The sequence below is a fragment of the Quadrisphaera sp. INWT6 genome (assembly GCF_015390235.1).
Classification (GTDB): Bacteria; Actinomycetota; Actinomycetes; order Actinomycetales; family Quadrisphaeraceae; genus Quadrisphaera.
In genome coordinates this window covers 237,827-254,714 of the sequence record NZ_VUOH01000002.1, presented here as the reverse complement: position 1 = coordinate 254,714, position 16,888 = coordinate 237,827, and the positions used below count along the sequence as shown (strand labels likewise).

Sequence of the window (16,888 nt, the reverse complement as noted above, 5' to 3'; positions counted from 1 at the left end):
CGGCCCCGGTCCCCGGCCTCCTCCTCCCGTGAGGTTGCTCAACCCAACCACCTCGTGAGCCGATGACAGGCGCAGGACCCGCGGGGGTGGGTCCAGGGGGAGGCACCACGTGGAGAGCACCGCTCGGACTGCGCGACGCCGGAGGCCGTGGGGGAGCGGACGAGCGGGGCGCGCCGGCCTGGTGGGTCTGCTGGCCCTGGGGGTCCTCTGGCTCCTGGTGGCCGACGCCCCCGCCGAGCGGTCCGCCCTCGCCCGGACCGCCTCGTGGGCCGCTGTCTGGCTCGTCGCGAGCGCCCTGGTCCTCGCCCGGGTGCGCCGCGGCGGGGCCGACCGGCGCCTGTGGCGGGCGGTGGCCCTGTTCGTGGTCGTCGCCGGGGCGGCGCTGGTGGCGCACCCCGTGCTCACCGGCCTGGGCGCGGGCGGAGCGCTCCCGCTGCTGCCCCTGGCGCTCGCGGTGCTCGCCACCTCGCTCGTGGTCTACAGCGCCTTCGTGCGGTGGAACCTCACCCGCACCCACTCCGGAGACCCGGGTGACCTGCTCAACGCGGTCAGCGCCGTCCTGACGGGCCAGGCGCTGCTGGGGCTCGCCGTCGGGAGCCTCGTGCCCTCGTCGCTCGACCTGCCGTGGTGGCAGCTGCAGCCCGTGCTCGCCTCCGGGGCGGCCGCGGTCGTGCTCACGGGCACGGTGCTGTCCACGGCCGTGACCGCCGGCGGCGGCCGGGACCGCGCGGCCTGGCTCTTCGTGGTCGGCTGCGTCGCCGCGCTGGTGGGGGGCGGGTGCCTGGCGGTCGGCACCGAGACGGGCTCACCGGTCCCGGGCACGGGCGCCTGGCTCGGGCTGGCCGCGCTGTGCGTGGCGCTGGCCGCGGTCGCGTCGCGGACGGTCGCGGTGCCCCTGACCGTCGACGGCGTCTCGGCCACCGTCGGCGCCTACGGCGTCCTCCTGCTGGCGCTGCTGGTCGTCTGCGCCGACGGGCTGCTCGTGCTGGCGGGGAGCGGTGCCACGGACCCCTGGGTGCTCCTGGCCGGTGGCCTCGGGGCCGCGGGCGCCGCCACCCGCCTGCTGCTCAACATCACCGAGCTGTCCCAGCTCGACGCCACCCGGCGCGAGGCCGTGACCGACGAGCTCACCGGCCTCGCCAACCGGCGGGGGGTGCTGCGGGCGGTCGCGAACCTGCACGGCGCGCGGACCCCGTTCGCGGTCGCGCTGCTGGACCTCGACAGGTTCAAGGAGGTCAACGACGGCCTCGGCCACGCCGCGGGTGACGCGCTGCTGGTGCAGGTGGCGCGCCGGCTGGAGGGGGTCCGCACGCCGCTGGTCCGCGGCCCGGCGGTCGCCGTCGCGGGCAGGCTCGGTGGCGACGAGTTCGCCGTCGTCGTGCTGCTGCCGCCCCACCCCGACGCCCTCGGGGCGGCCGGGGCCTGGAGCGAGGCCCTGGTGGAGGCCCTGGCACCCGCCTACGAGCTGGGTGCCTCCACCGTGCACGTCGGGTGCAGCGCCGGGGTGGCGGTGCACCCGCCCGGCGGTGCCGCTGGTGACGGCGGTGCCGCGAGCGCCGCCGAGGACCCCGTCACCGACCTGCTGCGGTGCGCCGACGCCGCGATGTACGCCGCCAAGCGCTCCGGCGGCGGGGCGCAGCTCTTCGACGCCGCGCTGCACGGCAGGCCCGAGCCGGGGCTGCAGACGGCGGAGGAGCTGCGGCGCGCGCTGGAGGTCGGCGAGCTGGTGCTCCACCACCAGCCGCAGCTGCGCGTCGACGGCGGGGAGGTCGTCGGCGTCGAGGCGCTCGTGCGGTGGCGGCACCCCGAGCGCGGCCTGCTGGGGCCGGCGGAGTTCCTCCCGGTCGCCGCCGAGCACGGCCTGCTGCGCGCCGTCACCTCCGAGGTGCTGCGCCAGGCGGTGGCCCAGTCCGCCCGCTGGCGAGCCGCTGGCCTGGACCTGCGCGTGAGCGCGAACGTCTCCGCCGGTGACCTCGCCGACCCGTCGCTGCCGGCGGAGGTGGCCGAGCTGCTCCTGCGGCACGGCGTCCCCGCCGACCGCCTGGTGCTGGAGGTGACCGAGGCCGAGCTCGACGACGACGACGACCGCGCCGCGCAGGTCCTCGCCGACCTCGCGGAGCTGGGCGTGGGGACCAGCATCGACGACTTCGGCACCGGGTGGTCGTCGCTGGCGCGGCTGCAGCGGCTGCGCCCCACCGAGCTGAAGCTGGACAGGTCGTTCACCGCGCTGCTGCTCCGCGACCCGCGCGCGGCCGCCATCACCGCCAGCACCGTCGACCTGGCCCACGCCCTGGGGATGCGGGTCGTGGCCGAGGGCGTGGAGGACGCCGCGACGCTGCGGCACCTGGCCGCGCTGGGGTGCGACGAGTCGCAGGGGTGGCTGCACGCCCCGGCGATGGCCGGCGAGGACCTCCGGGCGTGGGTGCTGGCGCGGCGGGCCGCCGCCGGACCCGCCACGGGCGAGCTGAGCACGCCGGGCGCGACGGGCCGGAGGACGACTGAGGGCCCCGGCAGCCTGAGCTGACCGGGACCCTCCGTGCTGGTGCGCCCCCTGGGACTTGAACCCAGAACCCGCTGATTAAGAGTCAGCTGCTCTGCCAATTGAGCTAGGAGCGCGTAGCGAGAAGAACTCTACCAGGCCCTGGGCGGGTCCTCCTCGCCGTGGTGCTCAGTGCGCCGCGACGACCCGCTCGCCGTCGGGCTGCGCGCTCCCGCGGACGAAGAACGCCGTCACGACGGCGAGCGACGCGACCACCGCCCCGATGAGCAGCGCGGTGGCGATCCCGTCGGCCGTCGCGGCCACCGGCTCGGCGCCGCCGGCCACCCCGGAGGCGGCCACGGCCGTCATCGTCGCCACGAACAGCGCGATGCCCGCTGCGGCCGCCACCTGCTGCACGGTGCTCACCACGGCCGAGCCGTGGGAGTACAGGTGCGGTGGCAGCGACCCCAGGCTGGCGGTGAACAGCGGCGGTGAACACCAGCGCCAGCCCCGCCGAGAGCGCCACGTGCAGCGCGAGGAGCAGCCACCACGGCGTCGTCGTGCTGACCACGACCGTCATGGTCCACAGCACCGCCGCGACCAGCGCCGTGCCCGGGACGAGCAGCGGGCGCGGCCCGACGCGGTCGTAGGCGCGGCCCACGTGGGGGGCCGCCAGCCCCATCACCAGGCCGCCCGGCAGCAGGAGCAGCCCGCTGGTGAGCACCGACAGCCCGAGCACGGTCTGCATCAGCAGCGGCAGCAGGATGATCGTGCCGAACAGCGCCATCATGCTCACCACGAACATGACCACGGACACCGCGAAGACGGGGGTGCGGAAGGTCCGCAGGTCGAGCAGGACGCCGGGGCGGGCCGGGTCGTCACCGCGGCGCTGCAGCTGCAGCTGCCGGAGCACGAACAGCCCCGTCACCACGACGCCGACGGCGATCGAGGCGGCGCTCACGGCCACCCCCGAGCCGCCGACCTCGCCCAGGTGCGAGAGCCCGTAGACCAGGCCGCCGAAGCCGACGGCCGACAGGACGACGCTGAGCACGTCCAGGCGGGTCGCGCGGGGCTCGGTGACGTCGCGCATGCGGCGCGCGCCCAGGACCAGCACGGCGACGGCGACCGGCAGCACCACCACGAACAGGAAGCGCCAGCTCAGGTGCTCTAGCACCAGGCCGGAGATGGTCGGGCCGATGGCGGGCGCCACGGCGATGACCACCGAGATGTTGCCCATGGTCCGGCCGCGGACCGCCGGCGGCACCAGCGTCATCACCGTGGTGATGAGCAGCGGCATCATGATCGCCGTCCCGCTGGCCTGGATGACGCGCGCCACCAGGAGCACCTCGAAGCCCGGCGCCACCACCGCGAGGGCCGTGCCGGCCGTGAACAGCGACATCGCCGTCAGGTAGAGCACCCGCGAGCGCACCCGCTGCAGCAGGAACCCGGTGACGGGGATGACGACGGCCATCGTCAGCAGGAAGCCCGTGGTCAGCCACTGCGCCGCGGTGGCGGTGATGCCGAGGTCACCCATGAGGTGGGGGATCGCCACCCCCATGACCGTCTCGTTGAGGATGACGACGAACGCCGCCACCAGCAGCAGCCGGATGACGGTGCGGTCTCGACGGCGGTCGCGAGGGCGGGGGAGGCCGGGGCCGCGGGGCCCTCGGCGGCTCCGCTCCCGCTGGTCGGGCGGGCGGAGACGTCGGTCATGGAGGGCCTTCCGGAGCGTGCGGGCGGAGACCCTCCTCGGGTCACCGGAGCGTGCAGCGCTCGGGGGGCCCGCTGTCTTCCCGACGGCTAGCGTCGATCAGGTGCGCCCGCAGGACACCGTCATCTGGCACGCCTTCCCGCTGGGGTTCACCGGCGCGGAGGCGGAGAACCCCGGCGACGCCCCCGTGACCCACCGGCTGGCGCACGTCGAGGGCTGGCTCGACCACCTCGTGGCCCTCGGCGCCAACGCCCTGCAGCTCGGCCCGGTCTTCGACAGCGAGACCCACGGCTACGACACCCGCGACCACCTGCGCGTCGACCCCCGCCTCGGCGACGAGGCCGACCTGCGCCACCTCGTCGAGCAGGCCCACGCCCGCGGCGTGCACGTGGTCCTCGACGGCGTCTTCCACCACGTCGGCCGCTCGCACCCCCGCTTCCGCGCCGCGCTCGCGGGCGACGCCGGGTCGGCGGCCTGGTTCCGCCGCGACCCCGCCCGCGACGACGGCTGGGCCGTCTTCGAGGGCCACCACCAGCTGGTGGCACTCGACCACGGCCACCCCGCCGTGCTCGAGCACGTCGTCGAGGTGGTGCGGCACTGGCTCGACGCGGGCGTCGACGGGTGGCGCATGGACGCCGCCTACGCCGTCCCGACCTCCTTCTGGCGCGCGGTGAGCGACGCGGTCCGCGAGAGCCACCCCCACGCGTGGCTGCTGGGCGAGGTGATCCACGGCGACTACGCCGCCTTCGTGGAGGAGTCGGGCTTCGACTCGGTCACGCAGTACCGGCTGTGGAAGGCCGTCTGGAGCAGCCTCAACGACGCCAACCTGTTCGAGCTGGAGTGGGAGCTGCGCCACCACGGGGAGCTGCTCCAGCGCTTCCTGCCCACCACGTTCCTCGGCAACCACGACACCACCCGCATCGCCTCGCAGCTGCACGACGAGCGCCACCTCGCCCACGCGCTCGCGGTGCTGTTCACGGTCGGCGGCGTGCCGGCGGTCTACGCCGGTGACGACCACGCCTTCCGCGGGGTCAAGGAGGAGCGCGCCGGTGGTGACGACGCCGTGCGCCCCGCCTTCCCGGCCTCGCCGGCGGAGCTCTCGCCGCTCGGGGCGCCGGTCTTCGCCCTGCACCAGCAGCTCATCGGGCTGCGCCGACGCCACCCCTGGCTCGCGCGGGCGCGGGTCGAGGTGGAGCGGCTGGAGAACCCCGTGCTCGTGTACCGCGCGAGCGACCCCGAGGACGGCGCGCGCGGCGTCACCGTGGCGCTGAACCTGGGCGACGAGGCGCTCGACGTCGTGGTCCGCCCGGGGGAGCGGCTGCTGGTCGGCGGCACGGGGCCCCACGAGGCGGCGGTCTTCGGCGCGGAGTGAGCCCGTCCGGGGGCGCCCCAGGGCGCTCTCGGGATGCGCCCCTTCGCCGTGACCTCTCGATCACCCCGAAGGGGCGCATCCGCGGAGCGGCTCAGCCCCGGCGCAGGTGCTCCTGGAGGAAGGCGAGCACCGCGTCGTACGTCGGGTCGGGGTCGCCGCTCTCGGTGGTGGTGCCGCCCGCCGTCGTCCTCACCAGGCGGTCGGGGGCGCCGCTGCTGAGGTAGCTGTCGGTGTGGCCGGCCCCGGGCACCAGGGTCAGGCTCGCGGTGGCGCCCGCCCGCTCGTAGGCCGCGAACAGCAGCTCGGACTGCTGGTGGGGGACGTTCGGGTCGGCCGTGCCGTGGGTGATCCACGCCGGAGGGCTGCCCGCACCCACGTACGCGGTCGGGTCGGCGCGGCCGGTGGCGGCAGGGTCCGACTGGATCGGGAACCCCATGAGCATCGACTCCGGCGAGCCGGCCGGGTCGTGCTCCTGGCCGTCGGGCAGGCGCTGGGCGTCCATCTGCAGGAACGCCGTCGGGCCGAACAGGTCGACCACGGCCTGGACGTCGCTGCGCTGGTCGGCGTTGCCGAGGTCCGCGCCCTCCAGCTCGGGCACCCCCGTCACCACCCCGGCCATGACCGCGCCCCAGGCGCCGCTGCTGGTGCCCGCGGTGACGACGCGGTCGGTGTCGAGGCCGAGCTCGTCGGCCCGCGAGCGCAGGTACCGGACCGCGGCCTTCACGTCGTGCAGCTGGGCGGGGAACCGCGCCTGGGCGCTGCTGCGCACGTTGATGCCGGCGACGGCGTACCCGAGCGGCCCCCATCGCTGCGCGAGGCCCGCGGCGGTGGTGCCGCCGGACAGGTCGGTGCTGCCGCCCTTGGTGTCGTCGGACTGGAACGCCGAGCCCGCCTGGAAGAGCACCACCGGCCAGGGGCCCGGGGCGCCGTCGGGCAGGTGCAGGTCGAGCAGGTGGGCCGTGGCCGAGCCGTCGACGGGCTCGGCGTAGGCCTGGTCGGAGAGCACGCGCACGACGACCTCGCTCGGGCTGGGGGGAGTGCTGGCGGTGGACGGCGCGGGCTGCGGCGCGCTCGAGGCGGTGCTGCTGGACGGCGCCGGCCCGGCGTCGCCCTCCGCGGAGCAGGCCGACGCCGCGAGGGGCGTGGCCAGTGCCAGGCCGAGCAGGGCCCGTCGCCTCATGCGCCCAGCTGCTGCAGGAGACCGGCCATCACGGCGATCTCGGCGGTCTGGTCGGCCTCGATGCGCTCCGCCAGGGCCACGGCCTGGGGGGCCGTGCCCTCGGCCTGCTCGCGCTGCGCCATCTCGACGGCGTCGCGGTGGTGGGCGGTCATCTGCTCGAGGAAGAGGCGGTCGTAGGCGGTGCCCGTGGCGGCGGCGAGCGCCGCGGTGTCGTCCTCGGACGTGCCCGCCATGCCACCCGTGCCCGCCATGCCACCCGTGCCCGCCATGTCGTGGCCGGCGTGGGACCCGCCGTCCTCTCCCCACGCGGTCAGCCAGCCCTCCATCTGGTCGATCTCGGGCTGCTGGGCCGCGACGACCCGCTCGGCGAGCGCTCGCACCTCCGGGGTGCTGGCGCGCTGGGCGGCGTCCTGGGCCATGGTCAGCGCGCCCTCGTGGTGCACGACCATGCCGCTGGCGAAGGCGACGTCGGCCTCGCCGTGGTCCGCCGCGGTGTCGCTGGTGTGCCCGCTGCCGTGGTCGGCGCCGTGGTCGGTGGTCTGGGCCCCGCACCCGGTGAGCAGGAGCGCTGCCAGCGCAGCACCGGTGAGGGCGGTGGCGGAGCGGGCCCCGCGGGGGCGGCGCGGGCCGGCGTGGGCGGTGGGGCGGGCATTGGAGCGGGCGCTGGGGTGCGTGGTGGGCGTGGTCACGGGGCTGTCCTCCGGTGCTGGGTGGGGTGCGGGCGCGCCGGCGCGCGCCCCGCGCGAGGGCGGGACGTCGCCGGGCGCCGCTACGTCCGCAGCACGCAGGAGGTGGCTGGACCCGGTGGGCCGGTGGCGGGGCGCGCCCGCCCGCGGGCGCGGCCGGCGCTGGCTGTCGCTGCCAGGAGCACGGAGAGGGTCACGGCTCCGAGCGCACCGCTGGCCGGGTCGGAGAGCAGGCCGGTCACCGCGGCGGCCAGACCGGCGACGGCGGCGCCTGCGGCGAGGACGCAGCCGGCCGCCGTGCCGACGGGCCCGTGAGGACCGTGGTGGGAGGCCCCGTCCGCGGGGGCGTCGTCGTGCGCGGTGGTGTGGCTGGTGGTGTGCGCGGCCGCTGCCGGGGCCGGAGCCGTCCCCAGCGCGTGCATGCCGATGACGCCGAGCGCGACGGCGACGGCCGCGAGGACGACCAGCAGCCGGCGCACGGTGCTCAGGAGCGCACGAGGCGGGCGATGGCCTCGGACGCCTCGCGCACCTTCTCGTCGGCCTCCGGCCCGCCGCGGCGGGCGGCGTCGACGACGCAGTGCCCGAGGTGCTCGTCGAGCAGCCCCAGCGCCACGGCCTGCAGCGCCTTGGTGGTGGCGGAGACCTGCGTCAGGACGTCGATGCAGTACTTCTCCTCCTCGACCATCCGCTGCAGCCCGCGGACCTGGCCCTCGATGCGGCGCAGGCGCTTGAGGTGGTCGTCCTTGGCGTGCAGGTAGCCGTGCTGGTGCTGCTCCGGCTGCGCCTCGTCCACGCCGCCAACATACCCCCGGGGGGTGCCGCTCAGGCCACCTCGTCGGCCCCGACCTCGCCGAGCCACGCATCGAACCCGTCGGGCCGCCCGACCCACCGCTGCAGACCGGCGGCCAGCTCGGCGTCGGTGAGCAGCGACTCGGCGAAGGCCGAGAGCACGCGCTCGGGGTCCTCGTCGACGCCGGTGACCACCAGGCGCGTGCTGCGGTCGACCGACGACCCCGTCCGGCCGCCCGCCGCGCCGTCGACGTCGTGCCCGGGCAGCTGCCACGGGCCCGCGTCACCGATGCTGAGCTGCCCGCCCGCGCCGTCCCACACGCCCACGACGCCCGGTCGCGTCGGCAGCCAGAACCGCCCGCGCCCCACCAGGTGCCCGCTGGCGAGCCGCTCGAGGTTCTCGTGGAGCCGCTCGGGGTGCACGGGGCGCCAGTCGGACAGGTCCAGCGTCCACACGCCGTCGGCGTCGGGGGCGCCGCTGGGCGCGACGGCCCGCGGGTCCTCCCAGCGCTGCGAGGCCCGCGCGTCGTGGCGGCGGGCCAGCACCGCGGCCCCCGAGGTGTCGCAGGCCTGCTGCACCTGCGCCCGCACCCCCGGGAGCGCGAGGTGGTCCAGCAGCGCCCGCTCGCGGCCGGGGGCCCCCGGTGCCAGCACGAGGTCGGCCCCGCGCAGCTGGCGCGCGACCACCTCGCCGACGGAGCGGTCGTCGTCGCCGTGCGCGAGGTCGCGCTCGTCGAGGAGGTCGTCGCCCAGGACGTCGTGCAGCAGCCCCTCGGCGTCCACGGCGCACACCACGCCGGCCAGGTCGAGCCAGCGCCGCACGGGGGCGCCCTCGACGGTCCCGCCGAGCAGGCCGCGGACCACGGGCACGGGCTCGCTCGCCAGCGGGAGGGCGAGCAGCGCGGCGCTCCAGCGGCCCTCTCGGGCGAGGCGCACGAGGGTGGGGAGGAGGTCCTCCCGCAGCGCGCACGCGAGGCAGGCGTGGTCGAGGGGCGTGGTGACGTCCTCCACGACGCCCGTGGCGTCGCTGACCACGCGTCGCAGCACCCCCGAGCCCGCGCCTGACAGGTCGTGGCGGACCACCACGGCGTCGGGCGCGTCCAGCTGCACGCTCATGACGACGGCGTCGCGGGCGGCGGCGTCGACGGCGGTGACGGCGGTGACGGGCAGGCGGGTCGGGTCGACGGAGTGGGTCACGGGGTGCTCCTGGTCTCGCAGGGGGACATCGCTATCGAGAACGCTTCTCGACTATGCTGCCACAGAGAGATAACCGTTCTCATTCACCACCCATCATCGACCCCCCGGAGGAACCCGTGAAGGTGCGCGCCTCGCTGCGCTCGCTGGCCCGCCAGCCCGGATCCAAGCTGGTCCGCCGCCGCGGCCACCTGTACGTCATCAACAAGAAGAACCCCCGCCTGAAGGCGAGGCAGGGCTGATGAGCCGCCCCTGCCAGGTCACCGGGCGCAAGGGCCGCTCCGGCAACCGCATCTCGCACTCGCACCGGCGCACCAAGCGCCGCTTCGAGCCCAACACCCAGAGCAAGCGCTACTGGGTGCCCTCCCTGGGCCGCCACGTGCGGCTCGACCTGACGCCCGCGGGGATGCGGGTCATCGACAGGCTCGGCATCGACGCCGTCGTCGCCGACCTCCGCGCACGAGGAGAGGTGGCCTGACGTGGCCGGGAGCAAGGACGTCCGACCGATCATCAAGCTCCGCTCGACGGCGGGCACGGGCTACACGTACGTGACCCGCAAGAACCGCCGCAACGACCCCGAGCGGATGGTGCTGCGCAAGTTCGACCCGGTGGTGCGCCAGCACGTCGAGTTCAAGGAGGCGCGCTGATGGCCAAGAAGAGCAAGATCGCCAAGGACGTCCAGCGCCGCGAGGTGGTGGCCCGCTGGGCCGAGCGCCGCGCCGAGCTGAAGCGCCTCGCCACCGCCGCCACCTCCAGCGAGGAGCAGCGGGCCGACGCCCGCGCCGCCCTCCAGCGGATGCCCCGCGACGCCAGCCCCACCCGGCTGCGCAACCGCGACGTCGTCGACGGCCGCCCCCGCGCCTACTACCGCAGGTTCGGGCTGTCGCGCGTGCGGCTGCGCGAGCAGGCGCTCGCCGGCGAGCTGCCCGGCGTGACCAAGTCCAGCTGGTAGAGCGAGAGGACGAGCAGACGTGAAGCAGGACCTGCACCCCGAGTACGGCCCCGTCGTCTTCCGGGACAACCAGGCCGGCACCTCCTTCCTCACCCGCTCGACGGCGGGGGCGCACGCCCGCGGCACCGTCGAGTGGGAGGACGGCGAGACCCACCCCGTCATCGACGTCGACGTCTCCTCGGCGAGCCACCCGTTCTGGACGGGGCGCGCCCGCGTCCTCGACAGCGAGGGCCGCGTGGAGCGCTTCCGCCGCCGCTACGGCCAGCGCACCCCGTCCACCGGGTCGGCGACCAGCTCGTGAACGGACCGGCCGGCCCCCTCGTGGCGGTCTGCACCGGTCACCGGTGCGCCGCGCTGCGCCGGCTGGAGGGTGAGGACGACGCCCTGGGCACCTCGCTGCGGGAGGCCGTGCGCGGCTCCCGCGGCGGGGTGCTCGTCGCCAGCCCCTGCGTCGGGGCCTGCGCCCGCGGGCCCGTCGTCGCCGTCGGCCAGCGGGGCGAGGGGCAGCAGCACCCGAGCACCGTGGTGTGGCTGGGCGACCTCGACGCCGCCCGGCGCGAGGAGGTCGCCACCTGGGTGGCCCGCCTCGGCGAGGAGCCGGGCGCGGAGGTCAGCGACGCCCTCGCCGTCCCGACCGCTCTGCTTCCCGCTGTGCTCGCCGTCCGGGGAGCGCCGCTGGCGGCGTCGCCTCCGCAGGCTGCGTCGCCCCAGCCCCCGCCGCACCCGTCGGCGCCACCGACGCACCGGCGACGGCGGCTGCCGCGACCGCCGTCGTGACCGGGACCGACAGCGCCACGCAGGCCCCGCCGATCGCCGTCCTCACGACCTCCTCGGCGATCTTGCTGCTGGTCAGCGCGTCGAGCCAGGCCGGGTCGGTGACGGCGATGATGACGAGCACCGGCAGCGCGGCCCCCGCGTAGGCGAACGCCACCGTGTAGACGGTGGACGCGAGGTGGTCGCGACCCACCCGCATGCCGCTGCTCACCAGCGTGCGGAAGCCCGCGCCGGGGGCGTGCTCGCGCACCTCCCACACGGCGCTGGCCTGCGTGATGGTCACGTCGTTCAGGACGCCGACGCCCGCGAGCACCATGCCCGCCACCACGAGGCCCTGGAGCACGCCCATCGAGGTGAGCTGGCCGAGGTAGCCGGAGTCCTCGTCGGACAGGCCCTGCAGGTGGGTCGCGCCCACGGCGACGTGCGCGGCCAGGCCCACCAGCACCAGCCCGCTGACCGTGCCCAGGTGCGCCGCGGCGGTGCGCAGGCTGAACCCGTGCGTCAGGTACAGGACGACGCCCATGATGGCGCTGCACCCGGTCACCGAGACCAGCACCGCGGACTCCCCGGCCAGGAGCGCCGGGATCATGAACAGGCCCAGCACCGCCCCCGCCAGCGCCATCCCCACCAGGGCTGCCAGCCCGCGCCGGCGCGCCACCACCACGGTGAGCAGCACGAACACCCCGACCACGACCGCCAGCGGGCGGGTGCGCGAGAAGTCGACCCAGGTCCAGCTGGCCTCGTAGCCCTCGGTGGGCGGGAAGTACGACAGGTCCACGCGGTCACCGGCGCCCATGCCGCCCCGCACCACGTCGGCCGGCACCTGGACCTGCACCACCTGGCCGGCGGCGTCGCCCTCCAGCACGCGCACGTCGGCCGTGGGGCAGCTGGCGGAGTCGGGGATCGTCCCGTCGGGCAGCCGGTCCGACGAGGTGCCCGGGCAGGTCGCCTGCGCGGTCGAGAGGACCTCGCCCGCCACCGTCGTCGTCACCGGGCCGGCGGCGCTCACCTGCTCGCGCAGCGCCGCGAGGGTGCCCGCGGGCGGCCACAGCAGCGCGACGCCGAGCACGGACGCGACGGCGCAGGCGACGGCGAGCGCCACCACCAGGCGCCGCGCGGTCGCCGTCACCCGGACGTCGTCACCGGGGCGGGTGCCGTCGGGGCGCACGTGGCCGTGGCCGACGTGCTCGTGGAGGTCGGCGGGCACGGGTCCATGGTCGTCGGCCGCCCGGCGTCGCGGGCGGTGTTGGCCGAAGGGGAGACGCGAGGGGTCTGGCGCTGGAGCGGAGGAGCACTCAACTCCCCGTGGGGTCGGGCCGATGGAGGTGTGTCGGCCCCGTCGGAGACGGGGCAGCACCACGACCGGAAGGACCCACCCCGCATGACCACCATCAAGGCCACCTGCCCGGGCTGCGGCGACGTCGAGCTGGCGTCTCCCCAGGTGCGGCTGGTCGTCTGCTCGGTCTCGGCGTGGAGCTTCTACGCGTTCCACTGCCCCACCTGCACCGACGAGGTGCGCCGCCACGCGACCGACGAGGTCGTCCGCCTGCTCAGCACCGGCGGCGTCACGGCCGAGCCGTGGGACGTGCCCGCCGAGGCGCTCGAGGAGCGCGCGGGGTCCACCATCAGCTGGGACGACGTCCTCGACTTCTCCCTCGCGCTCGACGACGTCGACCTGGTCGCCGAGGCCGAGGGCGCGCTGCTGCGCTCGCGCCGCTCCGCCTGACGCTCAGCGCACCGCTGCGTCTGCGGCCAGCCGCCGCGCCACGGGCCGCAGGGCGGCCCACTCCCAGCACTCCTGCACGCACCGCGCGAACAGCCACCGCACCACGCGGTCGCCGTCGAGGTCCGCCTCCCCGGCGACCCTCCGGGCCAGCCCGGCCGGGTCGGCGTGCAGCTCGACCTCGCAGTTGAGCAGGTGCTGGACGACGTCGTAGTGGGGGTCGCCCACGTGCGGCTTCGGGTCCACGAGCAGCCAGGGCTCGCGCTCGGCCGACAGGACGTTGGCCGCGTGCAGGTCCGTGACCAGCAGGTCCCGGCGGCCGGCGTCGCGGGGGAGGTCGTGCCACAGGCGCAGGCCCTCGCGCACCAACCCCGCGTCGAGCGCCTCCGGGTGCTCGGCGTGACCGCGCTCCGCTGACGCGCCCCACGCGTCGCACAGGCTCGTCAGCGACCGGAACACGTGACCGTCCGCGAGCGGCACCGCGTGCAGCTGGCGCAGCAGCGCCCCGATGACGCCGTGCTGCTCGGCGACCGGCAGCTCCGTGAGCGGGGTCCCCGGGCGGCAGCGCTCCAGGAGCAGCGCCGTCGTCCCGCCGTCGCCACCCCCGCCTCCTCCGGAGGGCGAAGGGGGCCGGTCGTCGACGGCGAAGACCTCCGCGGCGCCCGCGCCCGCCCACGCGGCCATGCCCGCCGCCTCGTCGCGGGCCTCCCAGTGCCGCCACGCGACCTTGAGCACCGCGTCGCGACCCGCCGCGTCGTGCGCCGGCGCCACCCACGAGCAGGTGCCCCCGGGCTCGAACGGGTCACCGAGCCGCAGCCCCCACCGCTCGGCGAGCTCGGCGACGACGCCGGGCAGCGCGTCCAGCCACGCGACCCGGGCCGGGTCACCGCTGCGCGCGGTGCCGTGGGCCAGGTTGCTCGGCACGGTCAGGACCATCCCGGCACGCTAGACCTCGCGGCGCCGGACGAGCCCTGGTCTGCTGGGGCGGTCAGTGCTCGACCGACGAGAGGTGCCCGACGATGGCTCTGGCCCGCTGCGACTTCTTCTCCGACGCCCTCGGGCTGTCCACGTCGATGCAGGTCGTGCTGCCCCAGCCCGCCGCGTCGCAGATCGGCATGGCGAGCGCGACGGGTGACGAGCCGCCGCCGGTGCTCTACCTGCTGCACGGCCTCTCCGACGACTGCACCACCTGGACGCGCCGCACCTCCGTCGAGAGGTACGCCGCCGAGCTGGGCCTCGCCGTCGTCATGCCGCAGGTGGCGCGCAGCTTCTACCTCGACGGCACGCACTCGGGGGCGTACTGGGAGTTCGTGTCGGAGGAGCTGCCCGCCGTCGTCCAGCGCTTCTTCCGCGTCTCGACGGCCCGTGAGGACACCTTCGTCGCCGGGCTCTCGATGGGCGGGTACGGGGCCCTGCTGTCGGGGCTGCGCCAGCCGGAGCGGTTCGCCGCGGCGGCGAGCCTGTCGGGGGCGCTCGACATCGCCGAGCTGCAGGCCGACGACGCCTTCGGGGTGTTCGCCCACGTGCTCGACGCACCCGCCGCGGGCACCTCGGCAGACCTGTTCGCGCTGCTCGACCGGGTCGACCCGGCCTCGGCGCCGGCGCTCTACGTGCGGTGCGGCACGGAGGACGCGCTCGTCGGGTCCAACCGCCGCTTCTCCGCGGCCGCCCGCGAGCGCGGGTTCGACGTCACCGACGGCTTCGACCCCGGCGACCACGAGTGGGGCTACTGGGACCGCACCATCCGGGACGTCCTCGCCTGGCTGCCCCTGCGCACGCGCTGACGTCCCTCCGCGCGCTCGCGGGCGGGGGCGTCACCAGCGCAGGTGCAGGTAGGCGTCGCCGTGCTCGGCGAGGGCCTCCGACGTCGACCCCTGCGGCAGCGGGAAGCCCATCGCGGCGACGTCGACCAGGCAGCGGGCGTTGTACGCGAGCGTCCAGGTGACCATCGCGGCAGCGGTGCGCTGCTCGTCGCGCGTGGACGAGCGGTCTCGGGCGGCGTCGACCTCGGCCAGGAACGCCGCGGCCTCCTCCGGCGTCGGCGCCTGCGCACCGCTGGTGCTGCTGTCGGTGAACGACGCTGCCGCCATGCCGGCGATGACGGGCTCGCTCTCCACCACGACGCTGTCCCAGTCCCAGCTGCTGGCCACCCGCACGTCGCCGTCATCGGCCCGCTCCCCGGAGGAGGGGGAGAACCGCAGGTTGCCGCAGTACCAGTCGCTGTGGCCGACCACCCGCTCGTGGTCCCGCGCTCCGGGGCGGGTCAGGACGACGGCGGCGCGGGCGGCCACCTCGTCGATCCACGCGTGCTCCGGCGCCGTGGTGGAGAAGTCGAAGACCGGGTCGTGCGGGACCGGCCACGGCCCGCGCTGGTAGACGGCCCAGGCCGGCGGGTGGCGCAGCGCCTCGCGGGTCCCGGCGGGCAGGGCGCGCAGCAGCTCCACGTGCTCCGCGAGGCTGCGGGCGACCGCCCGACGGGTCGCCGGCTCGTGGGCGTCACCGGGCACGCCGTCGTCGAGCCAGGTGTCGACCGTCGCGGTCAGACCGCCGGTGGTCGCGGGACCGTCGAGCGGCGACGGGCACGGGTAGCCGGCGTCTGCGAGCAGCCGCTGGGCCGCCACGGCGGCGGCGAGGGTGGCGGTGCGCCCCTCGTCGAGCTGGCCGCGCTGGACCTTGACGACGACGCGCTCCCCACCGGCCAGCAGCAGGCCGAAGACCGCGTTCACGCGACCCGACCTCAGCACCACCTCCTCGACGTCCGCGCCCAGGCGCTCGCGGACGTGGCGGTGCAGCCAGTCGTCGACGGTGCTCGTGGGGACGGCGCCGAAGGTGGCCCGCTGGATGCCGTCGACGAGTCCGTCAGCCACGGCGCCACCCTGGCGCAGCGAGCCGATCACCGCGACGGCGGAGTCCGGGGTCAGGAACGGGTGGCTCTTGGCCCTGGACTCCGCCGTCGCAGGACGCCGCCCTCGACCTCGGCGACGACCATGCGGTTCCGCGCCACATCGCCCGGGTGAGGATGTCCGGTGGCGCGGAGCTGCATGATCGTCGAGGGGTGGGCATGGCGCGGCGCGGCGCCAGGGTCAGGAGCCGTCGTCGGCCTGGGTGGCGGAGCGCGCAGCGGCCTGGACGTCGAAGGCGAAGGCCGCCGCCGGGTCGTGCGCCATCAGCAGCGACGTCCTCGCGTGCTCGGCGACCTCGGGCCGGGGCGAGCTCGTCGCGCGCTTGAGGACGGCGGTGGCGGCAGGGCCCAGCTGCACCAGGGAGCGGCTGAGGGCCCGGCGGACGTCGCGGTCGCCGCGGCCCAGCTGCTGGCCGAGCAGCTCCGCGAGCTCGGTGCGCTCGGCCTCCGCCTCGGCGTCGAGCGGGGTGCCGCCGGCGTCGTCGTCGGGGAGCGGGGTCAGGGCGACGGCGGTGCGCCAGGCGGTCCGGGCGACGGCGTCGTCGGGGTCGGCGATCAGCTCCGGCGTCACCCAGGGCCGCGCGACCCGGTCGCCGACCTTCGACAGCACGTGCAGCGCCTGGGCGCGCGCCTGCGCGACCGGGCGGTCCAGCTCCGGCCGCACCCTGGCCAGGACGAGCGCGGGCGGCAGGCGGGTCAGCGCCCAGGACAGCGTCTCGCGGACGTAGGGGTCGGGCTCCACGGCGCACCGCCGCACGATGCCGTCGAGGTGCTCCTCGGCCGGCCAGGTCCCGAGGGCCATGGCGGCCCGCAGCCTGACCTCCACCTGGGGAGACTCGAGCGCGGCCACCGCCCCGCGGCTCCCCGCGCCGTCCGTGCTGTCCGTCGTCATGGTGCCGACCACCTCCTCGACCCAGTCAACGGCTTGGCGGGGTGGTGGGCCAACCGCACCCCTCAGAACCGCAGCGAGGCGCTCGGCTGCGGTTCTGGGGGGTGGGGGAACCGCAATGAGGCGCTCGGCTGCGGTTCTGGGGGGTGGGGGAACCGCAACGGGGCGCTCGGCTGCGGTTCTGGGGGGTGGGGGAACCGCAACGGGGCGCTCGGCTGCGGTTCTGGGGGGTGGGGG

General features: G+C 76.2%; 20 protein-coding genes and 1 tRNA gene. 9 read left to right on the top strand and 12 right to left on the bottom strand.

Going from position 1 to position 16,888, the window contains the following annotated elements; translation table 11 throughout:
* Positions 1 to 181: 181 nt before the first annotated feature.
* Positions 182 to 2,524 (top strand): bifunctional diguanylate cyclase/phosphodiesterase, encoded by a 2,343-nt coding sequence (locus F1641_RS06155; protein WP_194903671.1) that lies wholly within the window; start codon positions 182 to 184, stop codon positions 2,522 to 2,524.
* Between the two features lie 16 nt (positions 2,525 to 2,540).
* Here the strand turns inward: F1641_RS06155 and F1641_RS06150 are convergent.
* Together F1641_RS06150 and F1641_RS06145 are read right to left on the bottom strand one after the other, a co-directional pair.
* Positions 2,541 to 2,616 (bottom strand) — tRNA-Lys (locus F1641_RS06150).
* Positions 2,607 to 4,073 carry a DHA2 family efflux MFS transporter permease subunit gene (locus tag F1641_RS06145; protein ID WP_206690684.1) on the bottom strand — a complete coding sequence of 489 codons (1,467 nt, stop codon included), beginning with the start codon at positions 4,071 to 4,073 and terminating at the stop codon, positions 2,607 to 2,609. The genes F1641_RS06150 and F1641_RS06145 overlap by 10 nt, the downstream gene beginning before the upstream one ends.
* Positions 4,074 to 4,293: 220 nt before the next feature.
* On the opposite strand from F1641_RS06145, the gene F1641_RS06140 reads away from it, so the two are divergent.
* The gene (locus tag F1641_RS06140) at positions 4,294 to 5,562 is read left to right on the top strand and encodes an alpha-amylase family glycosyl hydrolase (RefSeq protein ID WP_194903669.1); all 1,269 of its coding nucleotides are present in this window, start codon (positions 4,294 to 4,296) and stop codon (positions 5,560 to 5,562) included.
* Between the two features lie 91 nt (positions 5,563 to 5,653).
* Here the strand turns inward: F1641_RS06140 and F1641_RS06135 are convergent, their stop codons facing one another.
* The 5 genes from F1641_RS06135 to F1641_RS06115 form a co-directional block, all read right to left on the bottom strand.
* Positions 5,654 to 6,742 (bottom strand): alpha/beta hydrolase, encoded by a 1,089-nt coding sequence (locus F1641_RS06135; protein ID WP_194903667.1) that lies wholly within the window; start codon positions 6,740 to 6,742, stop codon positions 5,654 to 5,656.
* Positions 6,739 to 7,431 carry a DUF305 domain-containing protein gene (locus F1641_RS06130; RefSeq protein ID WP_194903665.1) on the bottom strand — a complete coding sequence of 231 codons (693 nt, stop codon included), beginning with the start codon at positions 7,429 to 7,431 and terminating at the stop codon, positions 6,739 to 6,741. The genes F1641_RS06135 and F1641_RS06130 overlap by 4 nt, the downstream gene beginning before the upstream one ends.
* 80 nt (positions 7,432 to 7,511) lie before the next feature.
* Positions 7,512 to 7,907, bottom strand: a complete 396-nt coding sequence (locus tag F1641_RS06125; protein ID WP_194903663.1) for a hypothetical protein — start codon at positions 7,905 to 7,907, stop codon at positions 7,512 to 7,514.
* A 5-nt stretch (positions 7,908 to 7,912) separates the two neighbouring features.
* Positions 7,913 to 8,221: a metal-sensitive transcriptional regulator gene (locus tag F1641_RS06120; RefSeq protein WP_194903662.1), complete on the bottom strand. Its 309-nt coding sequence runs from the start codon at positions 8,219 to 8,221 to the stop codon at positions 7,913 to 7,915.
* A gap of 29 nt (positions 8,222 to 8,250) precedes the next feature.
* Positions 8,251 to 9,414: a GTP-binding protein gene (locus F1641_RS06115; RefSeq protein ID WP_206690683.1), complete on the bottom strand. Its 1,164-nt coding sequence runs from the start codon at positions 9,412 to 9,414 to the stop codon at positions 8,251 to 8,253.
* 116 nt (positions 9,415 to 9,530) lie between these two features.
* Between F1641_RS06115 and ykgO the strand changes: the two genes are divergently transcribed.
* From ykgO to F1641_RS06090, 5 genes are read left to right on the top strand one after another with little or no spacing between them, the layout of a single operon-like run.
* A complete protein-coding gene (gene ykgO / locus F1641_RS06110; protein WP_194903661.1) occupies positions 9,531 to 9,653 on the top strand; it encodes a type B 50S ribosomal protein L36 in 123 nt (40 codons plus the stop codon).
* On the top strand, positions 9,653 to 9,889 hold the full coding sequence (rpmB, locus tag F1641_RS06105; protein ID WP_194903659.1) for a 50S ribosomal protein L28: 237 nt from the start codon (positions 9,653 to 9,655) through the stop codon (positions 9,887 to 9,889). The genes ykgO and rpmB overlap by 1 nt, the downstream gene beginning before the upstream one ends.
* Before the next feature lies 1 nt (position 9,890).
* Positions 9,891 to 10,058, top strand: coding sequence for a 50S ribosomal protein L33 (gene rpmG / locus F1641_RS06100; protein ID WP_194903657.1), 168 nt, complete (start codon positions 9,891 to 9,893; stop codon positions 10,056 to 10,058).
* Complete coding sequence (gene rpsN, locus F1641_RS06095) at positions 10,058 to 10,363, top strand: 30S ribosomal protein S14 (protein WP_194903655.1); 306 nt, start codon at positions 10,058 to 10,060, stop codon at positions 10,361 to 10,363. Before rpmG ends, rpsN begins: the two co-directional genes overlap by 1 nt.
* Before the next feature lie 19 nt (positions 10,364 to 10,382).
* Positions 10,383 to 10,664 carry a type B 50S ribosomal protein L31 gene (locus tag F1641_RS06090; protein WP_194903644.1) on the top strand — a complete coding sequence of 94 codons (282 nt, stop codon included), beginning with the start codon at positions 10,383 to 10,385 and terminating at the stop codon, positions 10,662 to 10,664.
* Here F1641_RS06090 and F1641_RS06085 read toward each other — a convergent pair.
* Entirely contained in the window at positions 10,619 to 10,876 is a 258-nt protein-coding gene (locus tag F1641_RS06085; RefSeq protein ID WP_194903637.1) for a hypothetical protein, read from the bottom strand. The genes F1641_RS06090 and F1641_RS06085 overlap by 46 nt on opposite strands.
* Positions 10,877 to 10,973: 97 nt before the next feature.
* Positions 10,974 to 12,344 (bottom strand): YibE/F family protein, encoded by a 1,371-nt coding sequence (locus F1641_RS06080; protein WP_194903635.1) that lies wholly within the window; start codon positions 12,342 to 12,344, stop codon positions 10,974 to 10,976.
* Positions 12,345 to 12,518: 174 nt separating this feature from the next.
* Between F1641_RS06080 and F1641_RS06075 the strand changes: the two genes are divergently transcribed.
* Positions 12,519 to 12,863: a hypothetical protein gene (locus F1641_RS06075; protein ID WP_194903633.1), complete on the top strand. Its 345-nt coding sequence runs from the start codon at positions 12,519 to 12,521 to the stop codon at positions 12,861 to 12,863.
* A gap of 3 nt (positions 12,864 to 12,866) precedes the next feature.
* Here the strand turns inward: F1641_RS06075 and F1641_RS06070 are convergent, their stop codons facing one another.
* Entirely contained in the window at positions 12,867 to 13,796 is a 930-nt protein-coding gene (locus F1641_RS06070) for an aminoglycoside phosphotransferase family protein (protein ID WP_194903629.1), read from the bottom strand.
* Between the two features lie 83 nt (positions 13,797 to 13,879).
* Here F1641_RS06070 and F1641_RS06065 point away from each other — a divergent pair, with 83 nt between their 5' ends.
* On the top strand, positions 13,880 to 14,644 hold the full coding sequence (locus F1641_RS06065) for an alpha/beta hydrolase family protein (RefSeq protein WP_194903627.1): 765 nt from the start codon (positions 13,880 to 13,882) through the stop codon (positions 14,642 to 14,644).
* 30 nt (positions 14,645 to 14,674) lie between these two features.
* On the opposite strand, the gene F1641_RS06060 is transcribed toward F1641_RS06065, so the two are convergent.
* A complete protein-coding gene (locus F1641_RS06060) occupies positions 14,675 to 15,727 on the bottom strand; it encodes a hypothetical protein (protein WP_194903626.1) in 1,053 nt (350 codons plus the stop codon).
* Between the two features lie 216 nt (positions 15,728 to 15,943).
* A complete protein-coding gene (locus F1641_RS06055; RefSeq protein ID WP_194903623.1) occupies positions 15,944 to 16,654 on the bottom strand; it encodes a HEAT repeat domain-containing protein in 711 nt (236 codons plus the stop codon).
* Positions 16,655 to 16,888: the final 234 nt, after the last annotated feature.